At 39.4% G+C, this 17,499-nt stretch carries 16 protein-coding genes; 6 read left to right on the top strand and 10 right to left on the bottom strand.

Going from position 1 to position 17,499, the window contains the following annotated elements:
• Positions 1 to 397: 397 nt before the first annotated feature.
• The 3 genes from OQE68_RS12955 to OQE68_RS12945 all read right to left on the bottom strand — a co-directional run bounded on the left by OQE68_RS12955 (position 398) and on the right by OQE68_RS12945 (position 2,236).
• Positions 398 to 649 (bottom strand): DUF6316 family protein, encoded by a 252-nt coding sequence (locus tag OQE68_RS12955; protein ID WP_180570607.1) that lies wholly within the window; start codon positions 647 to 649, stop codon positions 398 to 400.
• A 189-nt stretch (positions 650 to 838) separates the two neighbouring features.
• Entirely contained in the window at positions 839 to 1,330 is a 492-nt protein-coding gene (locus tag OQE68_RS12950) for a hypothetical protein (RefSeq protein WP_180570606.1), read from the bottom strand.
• 105 nt (positions 1,331 to 1,435) lie between these two features.
• Positions 1,436 to 2,236: a zinc metalloprotease gene (locus OQE68_RS12945; RefSeq protein ID WP_180570605.1), complete on the bottom strand. Its 801-nt coding sequence runs from the start codon at positions 2,234 to 2,236 to the stop codon at positions 1,436 to 1,438.
• Positions 2,237 to 2,521: 285 nt separating this feature from the next.
• Between OQE68_RS12945 and OQE68_RS12940 the strand changes: the two genes are divergently transcribed.
• Positions 2,522 to 2,803 carry a hypothetical protein gene (locus tag OQE68_RS12940; RefSeq protein WP_180570604.1) on the top strand — a complete coding sequence of 94 codons (282 nt, stop codon included), beginning with the start codon at positions 2,522 to 2,524 and terminating at the stop codon, positions 2,801 to 2,803.
• A gap of 143 nt (positions 2,804 to 2,946) precedes the next feature.
• On the opposite strand, the gene OQE68_RS12935 is transcribed toward OQE68_RS12940, so the two are convergent.
• Positions 2,947 to 4,683 (bottom strand): thiamine pyrophosphate-binding protein, encoded by a 1,737-nt coding sequence (locus OQE68_RS12935; RefSeq protein WP_180570603.1) that lies wholly within the window; start codon positions 4,681 to 4,683, stop codon positions 2,947 to 2,949.
• Positions 4,684 to 4,735: 52 nt separating this feature from the next.
• Positions 4,736 to 6,337 carry an FAD-binding protein gene (locus tag OQE68_RS12930; protein WP_180570602.1) on the bottom strand — a complete coding sequence of 534 codons (1,602 nt, stop codon included), beginning with the start codon at positions 6,335 to 6,337 and terminating at the stop codon, positions 4,736 to 4,738.
• 131 nt (positions 6,338 to 6,468) lie between these two features.
• Here OQE68_RS12930 and OQE68_RS12925 point away from each other — a divergent pair, with 131 nt between their 5' ends.
• Together OQE68_RS12925 and OQE68_RS12920 are read left to right on the top strand one after the other, a co-directional pair.
• Entirely contained in the window at positions 6,469 to 7,527 is a 1,059-nt protein-coding gene (locus OQE68_RS12925; RefSeq protein ID WP_180570601.1) for a helix-turn-helix transcriptional regulator, read from the top strand.
• A 534-nt stretch (positions 7,528 to 8,061) separates the two neighbouring features.
• Positions 8,062 to 8,649, top strand: coding sequence for a TetR/AcrR family transcriptional regulator (locus OQE68_RS12920; RefSeq protein ID WP_180570600.1), 588 nt, complete (start codon positions 8,062 to 8,064; stop codon positions 8,647 to 8,649).
• A gap of 124 nt (positions 8,650 to 8,773) precedes the next feature.
• Here OQE68_RS12920 and OQE68_RS12915 read toward each other — a convergent pair whose 3' ends face one another.
• The gene (locus OQE68_RS12915) at positions 8,774 to 10,702 is read right to left on the bottom strand and encodes an ATP-binding cassette domain-containing protein (RefSeq protein WP_180570599.1); all 1,929 of its coding nucleotides are present in this window, start codon (positions 10,700 to 10,702) and stop codon (positions 8,774 to 8,776) included.
• 82 nt (positions 10,703 to 10,784) lie between these two features.
• Here OQE68_RS12915 and OQE68_RS12910 point away from each other — a divergent pair, with 82 nt between their 5' ends.
• Positions 10,785 to 11,336 (top strand): TIGR02444 family protein, encoded by a 552-nt coding sequence (locus tag OQE68_RS12910; RefSeq protein WP_180570598.1) that lies wholly within the window; start codon positions 10,785 to 10,787, stop codon positions 11,334 to 11,336.
• Positions 11,337 to 11,424: 88 nt separating this feature from the next.
• On the opposite strand, the gene OQE68_RS12905 is transcribed toward OQE68_RS12910, so the two are convergent.
• Positions 11,425 to 12,801, bottom strand: coding sequence for a hypothetical protein (locus tag OQE68_RS12905; protein WP_180570597.1), 1,377 nt, complete (start codon positions 12,799 to 12,801; stop codon positions 11,425 to 11,427).
• A 554-nt stretch (positions 12,802 to 13,355) separates the two neighbouring features.
• Between OQE68_RS12905 and OQE68_RS12900 the strand changes: the two genes are divergently transcribed.
• Both OQE68_RS12900 and bamJ read left to right on the top strand, forming a co-directional pair.
• Entirely contained in the window at positions 13,356 to 14,132 is a 777-nt protein-coding gene (locus OQE68_RS12900; RefSeq protein ID WP_219340168.1) for a ParA family protein, read from the top strand.
• Positions 14,133 to 14,403: 271 nt separating this feature from the next.
• Complete coding sequence (gene bamJ / locus OQE68_RS12895; protein ID WP_180570596.1) at positions 14,404 to 15,102, top strand: BamJ family beta-barrel-assembly machinery protein; 699 nt, start codon at positions 14,404 to 14,406, stop codon at positions 15,100 to 15,102.
• Between the two features lie 74 nt (positions 15,103 to 15,176).
• On the opposite strand, the gene OQE68_RS12890 is transcribed toward bamJ, so the two are convergent.
• From OQE68_RS12890 to rsd, 3 genes are all read right to left on the bottom strand, one after another.
• The gene (locus OQE68_RS12890) at positions 15,177 to 16,211 is read right to left on the bottom strand and encodes a WD40 repeat domain-containing protein (RefSeq protein WP_180570595.1); all 1,035 of its coding nucleotides are present in this window, start codon (positions 16,209 to 16,211) and stop codon (positions 15,177 to 15,179) included.
• 102 nt (positions 16,212 to 16,313) lie between these two features.
• Positions 16,314 to 16,742, bottom strand: a complete 429-nt coding sequence (locus tag OQE68_RS12885) for a heavy metal-responsive transcriptional regulator (protein WP_180570594.1) — start codon at positions 16,740 to 16,742, stop codon at positions 16,314 to 16,316.
• Positions 16,743 to 16,880: 138 nt separating this feature from the next.
• On the bottom strand, positions 16,881 to 17,363 hold the full coding sequence (gene rsd, locus OQE68_RS12880; RefSeq protein ID WP_180570593.1) for a sigma D regulator: 483 nt from the start codon (positions 17,361 to 17,363) through the stop codon (positions 16,881 to 16,883).
• Positions 17,364 to 17,499: the final 136 nt, after the last annotated feature.

Here is a 17,499-nt window from a genome sequence, read left to right as displayed (position 1 = left end):
ACTTACCGTTGTTAGGTGATGCCCCTGGTTCAATGTGGATTGTCTCGGGCACATCAACTTCCACCTCACCTGTTCGAGGGTGAATTGTACATCCCGCAACCCAAACAACAAGGCTTATACAGCTTATATACACTACTGTCTTTACTGTCTTTAGTTTTTTTAGCTGATTCAATTTTCTTAATTTCAATTATATAAGCCTCTATTTAATTTTTATAGACTCAACAGCTGCGCTTGCCTACACCATAGTAAAGTGCTTTTTGATAAGCAATTTACAAATTAAAACTGTCTAGCGATAAAGCCTCAGAATCTATAACAACATATCAGACTTCTTATATTTAAACTGTTAAAAGCTTGTCAAAAATAAATCTATCTTTTTGAGCACACAATCAGATATTATCTAACTTGAGTGACTCGTTTCTTTCTGCGCATATTTAAAGTATTTTTCTAGAACAGTAGAAGATGCTAGAGATAAAAATTCAATATAATCATTTACTCCACAAACAGCAGAGTTTTTGTCATAATAAGGGCCTATTGTCTCACCTTCCCGAGTATAAAAATACCAGCCATGGCTTGCTTTAAAATAACGATCAGAGAGCCTTCTTGCATAGATACAGAAGTTGCTTTGATTGTCATCTTTGCGTAACTTCATGCTTTTCTTCCTTTGCCTATTATTTTTACAGGCTTTACATTGAGCTACTAGTAAAACAACAATTAATATATTAACTATACACAAGCACAATTCAGCTGACAATACAGAGCAACAAAATAATAGATTAATCTTTAATTAAAAATATAAATACAATAAATAAGATGTTTTTATTAAAAATAACCATTTAAATTATGCCATTTTATCAGTTTTTATTTCTTCTGCAGACTTAACTCGTTTTACACTTAGGCCTTCCGCAGTTAGTGATTCACCTGCACCTATTCCAGCACAACAAGCTCGCATGTACTCAATATCTCCTATATATTCTAACTCTACTGTGTTAGACAGCATCATTGATGTAACAGAACCAGGTTGAACCTCTTCTATGATAACGCCATACTCTCCAGTCATATCTTTATATACAAGCATAAAGGTAATAGTTTGTTTAGGCGGTATAACAAAGTGCAGCCACACAACAGCATTCAGCTTAATCACGTGCTTTCCTTTTTTTATTTGCGGTATTTTTTTAGATTGTTTCTGACTACGTAATAACTTAAAGAAAAAACTACGCTTTTCTTTATCTAGTAAGTCACCGCTATTAGTAAAAGTATCGATGAATTCGGATCGAGCAATCTCACCCAATTTATACAATTTGAGTTGTTTTATAGGAAATTTATTACTCATATTGCAGCTCTGCTTCAATATTAAAGATTCGCCTACTTTTTAATATACGGTTCACACCTATTGAGCGGAAAAACGTATTTTTAACACTGACTTTAGGCCGCCTTATTAATATCCTTCTGGTACTAACCTGATATGATGAATCCATAACCCTCCATCTCGTCTTGGAGCAGCCCATAACTCATGACTTCGACCTTTATGCACTCGCACTCCCATTGGGGGAATGTCTGCGCCTACATTATTATTGGCTTTTTTATTACAGCCTTTGTCAGGAGGAGCATTACAGCCCTCTATTGACTCAGTAGTACTGCTGTTTGCGTAACTATCATAAGAGTCGACATGTTGATAAATCGATTCAAGCTCACTGTAGTCATGCCCATTTGGCCACTGGCTATCAAGATCTGTAGAGTAATCCATACAAGTTTTTTGGCTGGTGCCATCTTCACTCGTATGTCCTAAACCTAAAACATGCCCTATTTCCTGACATATCACATGATTTTTTTCACCTAAAATTGCCCAATAGGATGTATAAGAGTCATTCATTTTCGCAGTGCCACGATCAATATGACCACTAGCATCTAAACCTATTGTGGCAAGCCCCAGCCACCCATTAAAACCATATTCAGCATTACATACCCGTATCTGGCCTTTCACCATACGACACCTTTTCCGGGTATGGTGACTATCATTTGCGGAAGTAATAGCTAAACTGATGACATTTGAGTAAGACCACCTAGACAGGGCTTCAACCAGCTCTCCTTCCCAACTGGCAGTCATACTATCAACCACCTGTAAATTAAAAGCCGTTGTTGTTCTGGCCCAATGATAATTATTCCAGTTATGATTTGCATAACCACTAGCTGCGAACAAAGTAAAAAAACATGAAGCCTTAATTGCATTTTTTAACATAAACAGCCTGCTTTATTTTATTTTGTTTTTATAAAAACCATCTATCTTCATTCATTATAGTTTATTTAATGTTTTTCATATTATTATTTACACTTATATATCCGCATAAACTTTATTACTTATCAACTTAAGAAACTAAAAAACTATCTTTAACAGCACTTCTCTATTTAAAAACGAAACAACAGCAACCCTATGACATTTGGCAATTTATTTGCATTTATTAAAATTACAAGCTATTTCTATTCTGAAGCAATTTATTTAAGCATGGTGTAAGGAGTTGTAATTATGCGACAGTCAATTTATAGCCAGAATAATTCTGGAAATGAAGATGAAGCAGCTATTCCACAAATGCTTCTTAATGAATATGAGAGTTTTTTAAAAGTTAGATATAAAGAGGTCTGTGCAGGCCTTAAATTAGATTTTTACGACTGGGCCCATTTTATTTTACATGAAACTATAGTGTTATCGCCATTTTATAAATTTAAATCTGATGAATTTAAAGAAATACTTATTTTAACCATTAAGTCATTTGCAACCTCAATCACATCGCCTCTACAGAGAGTGTAACCTGCTAAAACCACACCACTACCTGTTCAATATTTATACACTAGTTAGGGGTAACATAGCTATTAGGCTCACCCTTAACTTAAACAGGTAGTGAAAATCACTCCACCATCTTAAATATTAGCTATTCTAAGTGTTCGTTTTATCTAACCTGTTAGTTTTCGGTAAATTGCTCGGCTAACCATCTTTAACTGTGTTTTTAAAGGAAATCTCTTTAAGTTAGTAGTAACAACCCCATCGGTAAATCGAGTGCGTTTGCTGTAGTCAATCGCAATGTCAACGACTACTGGTTTATTTTCGCTAGCCAGGGCAAGTGCTTGCTGTAGTTTTTCTGCTATTACATCCTCACCCTTAATTTGTATATATTCACAACCTGTAGCAACCGCTAATGCTGCAAACTGAATTGCTCCCAACTGTGTACAGGTTTTTCTGTTATAGGGTATTTGCTGAGCCTGAGCAATTTGTGCCAACTCACCATCATTGAATATTAAACAAATAATACCCAGTTGATATTTAGCGGCCGTTGTTAACTCCATACCGCTCATTAATAGCGCCCCATCACCAACCACAGCAACAATCATTTGTTCTGGGTGAGCCAGTTTAGCTGCTATAGCCGCAGGAACTGCATATCCCATACAATTAAAATCAGTGGGTGAAATAAAGTGCCGTCCTTCATAGATAGGCATTAGCTCTGCTGTTAAAAAAGTATGATTACCATCATCCGCTATAATAAATGTGTCGTTATCAACTAATGTTCGTAGCTCTCTAAATAAAGCAGCAGGATTCACTCTTTCATTACTATAATGAGCTAACCATTCAGTTAAATAACGCTGCTTATTATCCTGAATATTACCAGCCAACTCTGTATAATTTCTTGGTGTACTTAGCTTTTCTAATTCAACTAACAGCTCAGCTAACACTTGTCCCGCATCACCTTCAATTGCCACTGCTGCCTGATAGTTTTTATTAAAAACCTGAGGATTGATATCCACATGTATGAGCTTATCTGGTACAGGCAAGCCATAACTACCAGTGGCTATTTCAGCAAATTGTGTCCCTACTGCCAACAAACAGTCACATTGGTTAAATGCCTCCTCTGCTGCGGGCACTGCTGCTGGTCCAAATCCCATTCCGGTATGAAGTGAGTGATTAGCAGGAAAACTACTTAACCCCTGTAATGTGGTTGCTACGGGTGCTGATAAATATTCAGCGATTGATTGTACTGTCGATACTGCATCCACCGCCCCCCAACCAACAAATATACCTGGCTGTTTAGCCTCAACCAACATGGCTGCTGCTGTATTAATAGACTTGAGCGTATCATTTGTTAGTGGTGCTGGTGACAACGGCTGATAGTTAGATATTTTTTCCACAACACCTGTTTCTAGTTGAATATCAACGGGGATTTCAATAAATACTGGGCCAGGCTCACCAGTAGTAGCAATATCATGAGCTTTATATAGTGTTTCTATAATTTCTGCATGATTTTGGATATGAAAAGTAGCCTTAGTAATAGGTGCTAACAACTCATGTTGCCGTATATCGTGCAGCTGATAGTGAAATTCCCCCTGACTACGAATACCCCCACTAATTACCAGTATGGGGATACCATCTAGGTAAGCTTCGGCAATTCCACTCGCTGCTTGAGTCACTCCTGCGCCCGGTACAATAACTAATACTCCTACTTTTCCAGTAGTACGACTGTATGCATCAGCCATAAAAGCACCATTACCTTCATGAGTAACCAAAATAGGGGTAATTTGCTTTGAACTGGCTAACTCATCATATATTTCTGTGTTATGCACACCAGGTATGCCGTATGTAAAGGTAATCTGTAGCTGCTCTAAGGCATACCTTAGCAACCATGCACCTGTTTTTTTCATTTTTCTACTCTTCCCTAAACGTATTTCACACTAACAGTCCTTTGAGGACACTTTACTGTGTTTTTGTAATATTAGCTGCCGCATTCATTGCTGTTAAAATACATCCAGATAAAAAAGTTCCTTCTAAAGAACGTTTTCCACACATGCCTCCGCCACCAAACCCTGCTGCCTCCCCTACTGCATATAAGTTTTCTGTCACTTGATGGTTTTGCTGTAATACCTGACTAGCTAAATTTGTTTGAATGCCACCAAGACTTTTTCGTGAAATTAAATGCAATTTAATTGCTATGAGAGGATAAGCTTTAGGATCATCAATCGGCTTTATCTGGCAAGTTCTTACTCTATCGCCCCGCCAGGTGCGCAGCTGATTTATACGTCGCAACTGATCATCATTGTAAAACTGCTTGCCTCTATTAATATTTTGATCATAGCAATGAATAGTACTTTTTAAGGTGCTACTACTTATATCAGGCTTCCTTGATATTTGATTCATTTTATCAGCCAACTCAGTAATACTAGTTGCTATGACCACATCACTCGATTGCTGAACTAAGTATTCTATCAGTTGATGATTACCTCGGAGATTTTCCAGTAAAAACTGGATTAGCCTTCTGTCCCGTAGCGACGGATTATGCTCCGCTCCTGAAATAGCAATTTCTTTTAGTGCAATTCGTTTATTTAAAACCTGCCACGTATAACCTGCTGACTCTTTAGCCACTTGCTGACATAAAAAGTGTGTATCATAACCAGTAATTAATGGCTCTGGCCCAATCCGCTCACCTTTAGCATTGAGCCATAATGCTGATTTTGCAGGAATCAAGCTTAAGCCATGATTAGCAAACTGTGGTGTTGGATGGTGAATACCTGCAGCATAATTCCACATTTTATCTAGATGAGTAATGTTACCGCCTAGCTGTTTCACTTGGTGATGCATACGCCCATCTGCTGCTGGATGCGAACCATTAAGCAAGCCCTCTAGCTGACTGCCAATTCTCCAGTGTTTTTTAACTTGCTCAAGATTACCTGCAACGCCCCCGGCAGCTACTACTAATGAATGGCAACGATAATGAGCAGCTTCACCTGACCCAGCGATTACATTTAATTCAAAAACACCTGATGTATCTCGGCTAATGTGCTGGACGACCTGCTGGTCTTTGATTGATAGTTGTTGTGTATCATTTTGCTGATTAATACCAGCCATTAACTGCAAGATAAGCCTATTACCAGTACCCCATAATATGTGATAGCGGGGCACTGAGTTACCTGGGGTATACAAACCTCGTTCAACCCACTGCACTACAGGAAAAAACCGCAGCTGTAGCGATAATAACCATTCCCATAGTTTAGGAGAAGACTGAATATAGTGTTCAGCCCATCGCTGAGGCCAGTGATCTTCTGCAGTAAATTCAGCAAAGTTTAGCCAATCTTTGCTAGCCAGTTCCTTACTGTCTTTTATCCTATTGAGTTTCTGTAGTGGTGTATCTACTAGTAACATCCCACCAAAAGCCTGCCTCGCTAACCCACCTAAATATTTGATTGAGTTTTGTTCAACAATAAGAATACTTCCTTTATATGGAGATCGTAAAAGTTCATAGGCCGTTACCAACCCTGCCAATCCACCACCAATAATTATCGTGTCATAGTAGTTGTACATAATAAGTAGTGATATAAGAGTTTAATGTAGAGGTAGAGCACTGCTAAGAAGTATTAGTATCCCTAAATCAGTTTTCTGGATAAATAAAGCGTGATACTTTCACTATAAACTGTCGATAGTAAATTTTGCCTATGGCTCATCAAACTATTAATAGTCAAAACCAAAAAATTAAAAATACTCTGTCAGCAACTGCCTTTGATGACCAAACGAACTATAACGATTTTGACTTAACAGACTCAGTGGAACCATTTATCAGCGAGCTTTATCGTGCAGCATTACACACCACACCTAGTTGCTTTTATCACTCTTCATTGACGAAATTAACTGAAATAACGGAGTCCGATGCTGCAATCTGGTGTTATGGGCACATTGCAACAATGAGCTTTCACACTTATACGACAGTTGGTGTCCCTGCTAGTTTTGCTAATCGCTTGATTAGTCACTGGGCAGTGAATCCAATTCTCACACCGTTGATTCACCACGCAGAACAGCCCATTGATATTAAAGACTTTATTTCAGATGAAGTTTTTTTTCAGTCTGCATGCTATCGAGACTGCTTTCAGCCTTTTCAATTAAAGCGAGCACTTAGTTCCATTGCTTTCAACTTTAAGAGTGGGTTCTTTGACTTACTAACCATTTACCGAAAACGCCAGGAGCATACTTATAATAGCCATCAAAAACAGCTACAAACACGGCTAAGTTATCACCTTCGTCAGGCAGCTAAATTACATAAGGAGTGTATAGTAACCAGCAGCCAGCAAACCGAGAAGTACAACAATTGCTCATTGGCCCTGTGTGACTTGAAAGGTTTTATTTACTATCAGCAACCGGGTTTTTTAACCTTACTAACGAATGAATTTAAACAGCAAAGCTTCCATCAACTACCAGAAATCATAAATGCAACAAGTGAACAGCAACTTCAGTTAAATGAAATTACCGCATACATACAACCATTGCTCCCTTGGAAAATTGTTGCAATTAGAAAAAATGGAGCACTGGATAAATTATCTTGTAGGCAACAACAAGTTGTTCAATTATTGACCCAAGGGTTTTCCTACAAGCAAATAGCCATCAAACTAAATGTTGCACCATCAACAGTAGCCAATCACTTATATCAATCCTATAAAAAACTCAACATCACAAGTCGCAGCCAGTTACAAAATATTTTGGCAACAATATCTCAAGACTAAAATGACATAACTCACCTTCAAAAAGAAAGTAAACAACCATACAACACTTCATGTAACAAATTGGAAGATTTTCAGTACAGTCACTACATTAATCTGTTTTTTTTAATGGTTGTTTCTCAGAAATTCATTCACAGGTCGTGTAATTTTGCCACCTATCAGTCTTGCATGATCACTCCTTAATAAAGTGTGAACTAACGGCTATGTAAATGTGAAGTGCTAGCAAATCGCTAGTATGGAATATTGCTAAGCCATCATTTATGGATAATGCCATAAAATTGAGGTGTTACCACAAATTAGGGTACTGTCTAAATTAAGGTGTTGACTGACTTAGATCGTGTAGGGCTCTTGGTAGACCATAAATAATTAAATGACCACAAACCGTAAAGGTGAAATTAACTGACTGAACTTATGTAAAAATATAACTCCTTTAATAAGGTGTTATGCATAAGCATGCTCATAAAGCCTATATCCACTGATAAGAGTATATATGTCAGTTAAATTTGGTCTGAACAACAAAAGTAAGATGAGGTTTCTATGGGCCGTCCTATAGAGTTTAACAGAGACGAGGTCCTTGATCAGGCCCTCGAAGTCTTCTGGAATACTGGCTATACAGCCACTTCTGTAGCTGATCTGGTCGAAGCCACAAGCTTAAAGCCAGGCAGTTTATATGCAGCCTTCAAAAGTAAGCGTGGCCTTTATATGGCTGCAATTGACTGTTATGCACAGCGCCGGTTGGATAAACAGGTATGTTGTTTTGAGTCAGTTGACTCGCCATTAACAGCCATAAAGCTTTACTTTGAACAACTAGCTGCTGACATTTTGCTGGATAATGAGTCAAAAGGTTGCTTTTTAGTAAATACATTACTTGAAGTAGCTCCCCATGACGAAGGCATCCATCAAAAAGTCAGTAGTTATTTAAGACAAATAGAAGCTGGCTTGCGTCATATGATTGAAAAAGCACAAAAGTGTGGCGAAATTTCAGCAGAAAAAGATCCAAAAATTTTATCCCAGTTACTCATGTTAGGTATCACTGGTTTGAGAGTACTTACAGGCACAAAGCCTGACAAACAGGACTTGGATCGTATTTTAGCTCAATTACTAAGCAACTTAACGAGCCAATAGACGTAGTTACATGGAATTTTCTAAAACAAGCACTGTTACGATTAATTAAACAGTGCTTGTTTTTTATTCAAACTAAAGGGCATCTCTAATACCCCTCCGCCGACTGACGTAAAAAAAGATTCTCTTAGCTCAATTCCTTTGTCATGTTTTCTAACTCTTCCTGAGCCATCATCCAGTCATCTTCCAATATTTGCTGCTGTTTTTTTAGCTGACTCTGCTCATCCAGTAACTGGCGTAATTTCCCTTTATTTTTTTCCTCATATAAAGACGCATCACCCAGAGTTTCACTTAATGCTTCAAGTGATTGCTCTGTTTTATGAATATCGACTTCAAGCCGCTCTACTTTTTGCTTAAGAGGTCTAAGCTGGCTACGAATTGCAGCTTCTTCACGTTTTTGCTCCTTTCGTGACTTCCCTACTGGTTTCTCTTGCACTTGCTGATCATGTTCAGTGCCATCACTTACCTTTGCAGCCTGTTGTGCTTTCTTCTGCTCTATTAGCCACTTGCTGTACTCAGATAAGTCTTGCTGATAAGGCTTTACTTCTCCATTACTCACCAGCCATAAATCATCTACTGAGCTATTTAATAAGTGGCGGTCGTGAGAAACTAATACCACTGCGCCGTCAAAGTCTTGTAAGGCTTTCGTCAAAGCAAAGCGCATATCAATATCTAAGTGGTTAGTAGGCTCGTCCAATAGGAGTAAGTTTGGCGATTGCCAGGCGATCACTGCTAAAGCCAACCGGGCTTTTTCTCCACCAGAGAAGTTTTCAATAGTGGCGACAGCCTGATCACCTATAAAATTAAAGCCACCTAAAAAGTCTCGAATCGCCTGCTCTGATACAGTGGGCGATAGCCGTTGGATTACCAAAAGAGGAGTAGCCGAAATATCTAAGGCATCCAAATGCTGCTGAGCAAAATAGCCTATTTTTAAATTTTGCCCCTCCAGCTTTTGTCCTGACTGGACAGACAGCTGGCCTGCAAGGGTTTTAACCAGTGTCGACTTACCCGCTCCGTTTGCACCAAGCAAACCAATTCTCGCTCCAGGTTCAATATTAAGATTAACTGAGTGCAAAACTGTTTTGTCAGGGTAACCTAAATCGGTTTTCTGTAATTGAAGTAGAGGATTAGAAACCCGACTGTTGTTGCCAAAATCAAATGAAAATGGGCTATCTACATGAGCTTGAGCAATTCGCTCTAGTTTGTCCAACGTTTTTAACCGGCTTTGTGCCTGGCGAGCTTTAGATGCTTTGGCCCTGAATCTATTTACAAATTTTTCAAGATGAGCAATTTCTCGCTGCTGCTTTTCATACAAAGATTGCTGTAAAGCAAGTCGCTCTGCTCTAATTCGTTCGTAAGCCGAATAGTTTCCAGAGTAGCTATGAAGTTGCTGCTGTTCAAAGTGAATAACCTGCCCCACCACATTATCTACAAAATCCCGGTCATGAGAGATGAGTAATAAAGTACCTTGATAACGTTTCAGCCACTCTTCCAACCAGATAATTGCATCTAGATCTAAGTGGTTAGTGGGCTCATCTAATAATAGGATATCTGAACGACACATCAGTGCTTGAGCTAGATTCAGCCTGATCTGCCAGCCACCAGAAAAAGTATTTACTGGTTTCGTATAGTCTGAAGGGCTAAACCCCAAACCTTGTAATAACTGCTCGGCTCGATAATGTGCCGTATAACCATTGATAGCATCTAATTCAGCATGGATAAGGGCTACTCGCTGATGGTTCTGCTGTTGCTCAGCCTGTAGTAAAGACTGTTGCAATATTCTTAATTGTGCATCCCCATCAATAACATATTCAACTGCAGCTCGGTCACAACTTCCTACCTCTTGCTTCATATGAGCAATACTTGCTTTTTCCGGCATAAGCAAGTCACCACTATCAATAGTGAGCTGGCCTAGCAACATTGCAAAAAAACTTGACTTACCAGAGCCATTAGCTCCGATTACTGCTACTTTCTGGCCATTATGAATAGTTGCACTGGCTTTAGCCAATAACTGCTTGTGGCCTCGATATAATGAAATTTTTTCCAACTTGATCATAGCCAAGCATTATCCTAGAAAAGTTATGAATATGCACCTATATAAAGGCACCTCTCAACTAAATTTCAACCTAGGAGTTTAAGTGAATCTCAACACCATTCCTCAAGTTTCAACAACAACCAATCCTTTCTGGGAGTTTTCATGTACGGTTTACCAACAAACTGAAATCGCTAAAACAGCTTTACATTTTCAAGACAAATGGCAGTTAAGTATTAATTTTTTATTGTTTTGTAGTTTTTGTAGTCTTAATAACAAACAACTTAGCCAACAAAACAGCCTACAGTTGTGGCAACAGTTGGCTCAATGGCATCAAGAATATACGTTGCAAATAAGAAAACTACGGCAAAAACTTAAATGTTATAGTTCAGATGAAGAAGGGAGTTTGCTCTACCAGTTAATTAAGCAGATGGAATTACATTTTGAGTACCACGAGCAGCAAATTCTTTTCCGTCACTTCAACGAGCTTGATCATATTAGCCAGAAAAAACCTGCGGATCTATTTATTACCAATACATCAAATTATCTTAATAGTATTAATCAATTTCCATTTCAAGAGTTACTAACAGCTCTTTCAGTATGGTTTAACGAAATAATACAATATTGGCAAACAATCTCAGCAAAAAGGCAGAAATAAAAACGCGAAATGGGGTTATTTACCCCATTTTCGCCAGCCACGGCTTCAGCTTTTAGTACTTTTAACAGGCAGTCAAGCCTGACCAGTACTACAGATCTGTTGCCGGATCAAAAATACTACGGATATTGTCGTCTGATGAATCATCAGATTTATCTTCAGGCGTAGATTCTTGTTCTACTACTTGTGGCTCTTCTTCAGCTACAGGTTGCTCTACCGCTTCAACTATTTCTTCAACTGGCTCAACCACTTCAGCTTCCGGTTTTGCTTCAACAACCTCAAAACCAGCTTCATCTGTTAATTGATCTAACAGTGATTCTTGAGTTGCTTCTGGAGCAGCAACTTCTGCTACTTTTTTCTTGGGCGGACGGCCACGACGGCGAGGTGCTGCTTCTTTAGCCTCTGTAGTCTCTGCTTTTTTAGGGCGACCACGACCTCGCTTGGCGGTAGTACCTGCTTCAGTGCTAGCGGCTTTTTTCGGACGGCCTGGACCACGCTTAGCAGTAGTAGCTGCTTCTGCTGTTTCGGTTTTTTTAGGGCGACCACGACCTCGCTTGGAAGCAGTTGATGCTGCTGCTTCTGCTGTTGCGGCTTTTTTCGGGCGACCTGGGCCACGCTTAGCAGTAGTAGTTGCAGTAGTGGCAGCTGCCGCTTTTTTCGGACGACCACGACCACGTTTGGCTGTAGTATCTACTGCAGCAGTTGCGGCTTTTTTCGGACGACCTGGGCCACGCTTAGCGGTAGTACCTGCTTCTGCAGTTGCCGCTTTTTTCGGACGACCACGCCCGCGTTTAGTGGTAGTACCTGCTGCTGCAGTTGCGGCTTTTTTCGGACGACCTGGGCCACGCTTAGCGGTAGTACCTGCTTCAGCAGTTGCCGCTTTTTTCGGACGACCACGACCACGCTTAGCGGTACTAGTTGCTGCAGCTGTAGTCGCTTTTTTCGGGCGACCTGGGCCACGGCTAGCTACGGCTTTGGCAGTTTTTTCAGTTTTTACAGCTTCTTTTTTAGCTATTTTAGCTTCTTCTTTGGCTATTTCCTTTTCTGCAACAGCCAAAGCCTTAGCACGTATTTTCTGATACTTAGCGTTCAGTTTTGCTTCAGCCTGGATTTGCTTCATCTCGTCAAAAGCTGCTTTTAACTGATCAAGCTCATCTTTAGCTGTGCTAACTGCCAACTTAGCTTTTTCAAGTTGATTAATTGCAGTTGCTGTCTTCTTCAGCTTAACTTTTGCCTGAGCAGCTGCTTGGCGAGCTCTTGCTTTCTCATACTTAGCTTTAACCTTAGCTATTTGTGCTTTAGCTTTAAGGCTATTTTTTTCTGCATCTGCAAGGCGTTTCTCTTTTGCTTTTTCAAGCTGAGCCTGCAGTTTGTCTATTTCCTGTTGTATTGTAATAACGGGATCAACCGCCTTAGCAGCAGCTTTCCGTTGAGTTACCTTTTTTTTGACTGGCTTCTTGGCTGGCATTTTACATCCTCATCGAAAAGTGGATAAAAGAATTATACGATTAAAACAATTAATATCCATATTTAATGGAAAAAAAATATTATTTTTTTGCTAGCTTATCGAAAATTAATCCTCAACTGCAAATCTTTAATGAGAAAACTGCCACATGAGTCCTGTAATAGCCTTCATTCAATTGGGATATCTCTGCCTATGTTTAATATTCACTATATATACCCAACGTGCTGGGTATTAGAAACCAGCCAGACAATACACTAAACTGCTGCCTGAAACGGACTAGCGCCCTGTAAACCAAAATATCAAGAAGCCCCTATCGTCTACTCATTAATCCTACTCAAGTACTAGCAATAATTTAGCTCATTAAGCGATAGAAGCCTGACTAAATATACTTCAAACCATTAATAGTCAATACTTATATAACTCAGTTGCCTTTTAACAGACAACCAATTGCAAGATAACAATCATTTTGCAACAAATTTGGTCAATACTTGTTCTTAGTAGGGGCAATTTTCTGTACCCCTGCCAGCTTTCATACCTGACTATTGCGAGGGCCCTTCATGATCAAGCGAGTAGTTTTTAATCAAAAAGGAGGCGTAGGAAAATCAACTATTGCCTGTAATCTTGCCGCTATAGCTGCAGCCCAAGGTAAACGAGTGTTACTCATTGACTTAGATAGCCAACGAAATTCTTCTTGTTACTTACTTGGACACCAATACAACAGTAGCCTATCTACTGTAGCAAACTTTTTTGAGCAGAGCTTATCCTTCAGTTTAGGCGGCCTAAACCTCAAGGATTACACCTTAAAAACTAACTACCCTAATTTACAGTTAGTTCCCGCAGCAATGCACTTAAGCGAACTACAACATAAACTAGAAACCCGGCATAAAATATACAAACTTAAAGAAGGGATTGACCGGCTTGAACCCTATTTTGATGAGGTTTATATAGATACTCCACCAGCATTCAACTTTTATACATTATCAGCCTTGATTGCTGCTGATAATTGCTTAATTCCGTTTGACTGCGACCAGTTTTCCCGCCAAGCGCTAACTGATTTATTAGCAAATGTTACGGAAACCCAGACAGACCACAACGAAAAATTAATAGTTGAGGGAATTATCGTCAACCAGTTTCAACCACGAGCCAAGTTACCTCAACAACTGGTTGATGAGCTAATTGTTGAACAATTACCAGTATTAAACGCTTATATTTCTACTTCAGTAAAAGTGAAAGAGTCTCATCAAGCTTCAACTCCACTTATTCACTTTGAGCCGAAACACAAAGTTACCCAGGAGTTCTGTCTTCTATATGAAGAATTAAGTACGGCTGCCTGATTGATTCTTAATTAAAGCACGCTTACCGGTTATTAAGATAACCTCTGCAGCCGAACTTTTGCCTTTACTGCGACTCAAAGGCAAGATATGGTTTGAGCGAAGGAGTTGACCACCCCATACTCAAACCACAGGGGACAGTACAAACCCTAGGTCAATACAAACCCTAGGTAAGAGTAGCGCTAGGTCATAGAGGCATGATTGATCACAGAATGATTAGTCGTAGTGATCATGGTGGTCAATAGTAATAATGTAATGAGATAAAGAGATGACAATGAAATTTAAAATGCTTGCCGCTGGCATTCTGCTAGCATCCACTTCTGTAGTTGCTATCGCAGAATCTAAAGCTGTCGAGCTAAAGGATGAAAAACAAAAATTAAGCTATGGCCTAGGGGTTATCTTGGGTGAAAGACTGAAAGCTGATTTTGATTCAGTCGATGTCAAAGCCTTAGCAAAAGGCGTTGAAGATTCTATTCAAGGAAAAGAGCCTGCTATTCCTCAAAAAGAGTTGATGGCATTGATTCAAAAAGCCCAACAAGAAAAGGCTCAAGCTGCTCAAAAAGAATACGCAGCTAAAGCTGAAACCAACCGCAAACGCGGTGATGATTTCTTAAAAGAAAATGCGAAAAAGAATGGCATAAAATCAACTGAATCTGGGCTGCAATATAAAGTATTAACAGCTGGAAAAGGTGAAAAGCCTAAAGCAGAAAGCACAGTTGTTGTTCACTATGAGGGACGCACTCTAGACGGCAGCATATTTGATAGCTCTTATGAGCGCAAAGAACCAGCAAGCTTTGGTGTAAAACAAGTTATTCCAGGCTGGACCGAAGCCTTACAACTGATGGGAAAAGGATCTAAGTGGGAGCTTTATATCCCGTCAAAGCTGGCTTATGGTCCAGGCGGTTTCCCTCCTAAGATTGGACCAAATGAGTTGTTAGTATTTAAAGTTGAGCTGGTAGATATTAAGAAATAACTGATATTCAGATAAAAACTACCACTTGATAATGAATAATGAGTTAAAAAGTGGTGGTTTTTATGACAGCTTGCTTATTTTTTTAACAAATAAGCATAACCGTTTGATCCTAACGCATAATAAGTCCCTGTTTTTTCTCCAAATGCTACAGACTGCAGAGCCACCCCCGTTGGTAGCCACCAACTTCTTTTGGATACAGTCCAACGTTTTAGAATTTTTTTATCCTTAACTCGATAAAGCTTAATTTCACGATTATTAGATCCAGTTAATAGTTGCGACGAGTCCAAAGAAAACCTGGCGCTGGTATAGGTATCACCACGCTGCATCCAATGTACATACTCATTTAGCTCATGAACTAATTTACCAGATCCAGTTTCTCTGATTTGCGCCAGACCACTTTGGGCACTAATAAAAGCGTAAAAACCATCAGACGATAGCTCAACTGTGGTAATTTTATTTCCTAAATCCCAACTATGTAGCATTTCACCGGTATTTAAATTCCATAATTTAGCCGTAAAATCATCAGAACCTGTTATTCCTAAATCACCGCTAGCTGAAATAGCAACATCATTCACTCTATCTTCATGCTCAACCGTACGAATTATTCCACCTTGCTTGATATTAAAAACAATGGCTCGTGTATCACTGCTGATCCCCAAGAAAGCTAGCCCACCATCCTGAGTTAGGCTCAGACTAGAAACTTCTCCAGGTGCTTGCCAATAGGCCAAAGATTTTCCCGTTGCTAATTCCCATAGAACAATGGTACGTAAATCATCAACTGTTGCAGCAACTAAATTATTTCCAGCAACACCTACTGATACCAAGTTACTTAATTGACCTTTGGCATGATTCCAGTCGTAAAGACGTTCGGCTTTAGATAACTTCCAGCAGCTTCCACCATGGTATATAGAGCCAATGACTGCATAGCTACCATCAGCAGAGAGTGCTGAGCTATAGTAACCCTGTAATGCCAGCTCCCATAACTTATCTTCGTCAGACCCTGTACAACCAGTCAACAGCAATACCCAGGCAATAATAATAGGAAGCCTTTGTAGCCTATAAGCAGTCAACGTTTGTTGTATGTGGCTCCATGCCTGACAGTAAAGCATGATAGTTTTGACTTTTAATCTGTTAGCAACGGGTTAGAGGTGCTCTTAAGTGTAGTATATCCTTTGGGAAGATCTGGTAAGGTGGACGCTTTGTTTTCAATCTCACTCATCATCACTGACGTGAAAGGCTATGGCTTTTAACAAATGGCAATGCTCTGGCGTATCTGCTTCAGAGTGACAATCACTCATCAACCCCTCAAGAGCTTGTTTAATTTGTAATAGGTCTGCTACACGCTTTTCAATATCAATAATCTTTTCTTTTGCAACAGCATGAATTTGCTGGTGTTGATTGGCCAGACCTGGTGTATGACTCAAATTAAGCAGTTCTTTTATTTCTTTTAATGAAAACCCAAGCTTTTTCGAACGAATAACAAATTGTAGGCGGTTAGTATCTGCCTCGGAATAAATACGATACCCCGAAGCTCTTCGATGAGGGGATGGCAATAAGCCTTGTTTTTCATAATAGCGAATAGTATCAACTGTTACATTACAGTTTTTTGCCAATTGGCCAATGGTAAAGCCTCGTTCCATAGCACGACTCCAAGCCCAAAAATTTCACCAATTGTCATGATTTTACCACCAGACTGGCAACTATCCGACCAAACATAAGCTTGCTGCTATAAGCTGATATAACTAAGCTGATACAACTAAAGTGGGCTTGTTTTTGGACTAAACCACTAACTCCTTATGAGCATTATGTAAGACTTCTATCAGCTGATCTTCCAGAGTAAACCTTTCTTCAAGGGCTTGGCCTACCACTGAAAGTTGGGAAGGAAATTGATCAATCAGCTCATTACAATGCGCCGCTGTATCAAATTTATCATTGAAGTTTAAAAGCATTTCTGTAGTAGCCTGAATTTTCGGATAAATTTTTCCAGCCAGCTCCAGGCCTCCATCATTAAACTCTTTGCCTTCTTTTAATAACTGCTCATACACTTCAAAGTGACCAGCAGATATATAGTCTACTAAAATCTGGCAAAATGCTTGGATTTTTTCAGGAAGCACCTCGCTATCAACTTCACTGTCAAAAGCATTCAAACCACTGAGCTTACAATAAATTACTAGCAACGCTTGTCTTTCATTTAACCAGCGATCGATTATTTCAGACACTCCTCCCCAGCGCTCTTTGGCAGTTTTACAACTCTCAAGCATTTTCTGTTACCCCACTATTTTGTTGCTGTTTTGCTCTCACTTTCTTGGTTGCCAGCTTTCTAATGTTGGCAAATACTGCATGCCATTGGTATTTAGCAGACTGTTTACTTGGTCACTAAACACACCCTTGGCAGCA

The sequence above is a fragment of the Spartinivicinus marinus genome (assembly GCF_026309355.1).
Lineage (GTDB): Bacteria > Pseudomonadota > Gammaproteobacteria > Pseudomonadales > Zooshikellaceae > Spartinivicinus > Spartinivicinus marinus.
Note: the sequence above shows the minus strand (reverse complement) of the source record. Positions and strands in the feature narration are given on the sequence as shown.

Coding starts and splice junctions, on each gene's coding strand:
- OQE68_RS12945 (WP_180570605.1), bottom strand. CDS start 2,236: ATGTTAAAAAATGCAATTAAGGCTTCATGTTTTTTTACTTTGTTCGCA.
- OQE68_RS12885 (WP_180570594.1), bottom strand. CDS start 16,742: ATGGAACGAGGCTTTACCATTGGCCAATTGGCAAAAAACTGTAATGTA.
- OQE68_RS12915 (WP_180570599.1), bottom strand. CDS start 10,702: ATGATCAAGTTGGAAAAAATTTCATTATATCGAGGCCACAAGCAGTTA.
- rsd (WP_180570593.1), bottom strand. CDS start 17,363: ATGCTTGAGAGTTGTAAAACTGCCAAAGAGCGCTGGGGAGGAGTGTCT.
- OQE68_RS12935 (WP_180570603.1), bottom strand. CDS start 4,683: ATGAAAAAAACAGGTGCATGGTTGCTAAGGTATGCCTTAGAGCAGCTA.
- OQE68_RS12925 (WP_180570601.1), top strand. CDS start 6,469: ATGGCTCATCAAACTATTAATAGTCAAAACCAAAAAATTAAAAATACT.
- OQE68_RS12905 (WP_180570597.1), bottom strand. CDS start 12,801: ATGCCAGCCAAGAAGCCAGTCAAAAAAAAGGTAACTCAACGGAAAGCT.
- OQE68_RS12955 (WP_180570607.1), bottom strand. CDS start 649: ATGAAGTTACGCAAAGATGACAATCAAAGCAACTTCTGTATCTATGCA.
- OQE68_RS12920 (WP_180570600.1), top strand. CDS start 8,062: ATGGGCCGTCCTATAGAGTTTAACAGAGACGAGGTCCTTGATCAGGCC.
- OQE68_RS12900 (WP_219340168.1), top strand. CDS start 13,356: ATGATCAAGCGAGTAGTTTTTAATCAAAAAGGAGGCGTAGGAAAATCA.
- OQE68_RS12930 (WP_180570602.1), bottom strand. CDS start 6,337: ATGTACAACTACTATGACACGATAATTATTGGTGGTGGATTGGCAGGG.
- OQE68_RS12950 (WP_180570606.1), bottom strand. CDS start 1,330: ATGAGTAATAAATTTCCTATAAAACAACTCAAATTGTATAAATTGGGT.
- bamJ (WP_180570596.1), top strand. CDS start 14,404: ATGAAATTTAAAATGCTTGCCGCTGGCATTCTGCTAGCATCCACTTCT.
- OQE68_RS12890 (WP_180570595.1), bottom strand. CDS start 16,211: ATGCTTTACTGTCAGGCATGGAGCCACATACAACAAACGTTGACTGCT.
- OQE68_RS12940 (WP_180570604.1), top strand. CDS start 2,522: ATGCGACAGTCAATTTATAGCCAGAATAATTCTGGAAATGAAGATGAA.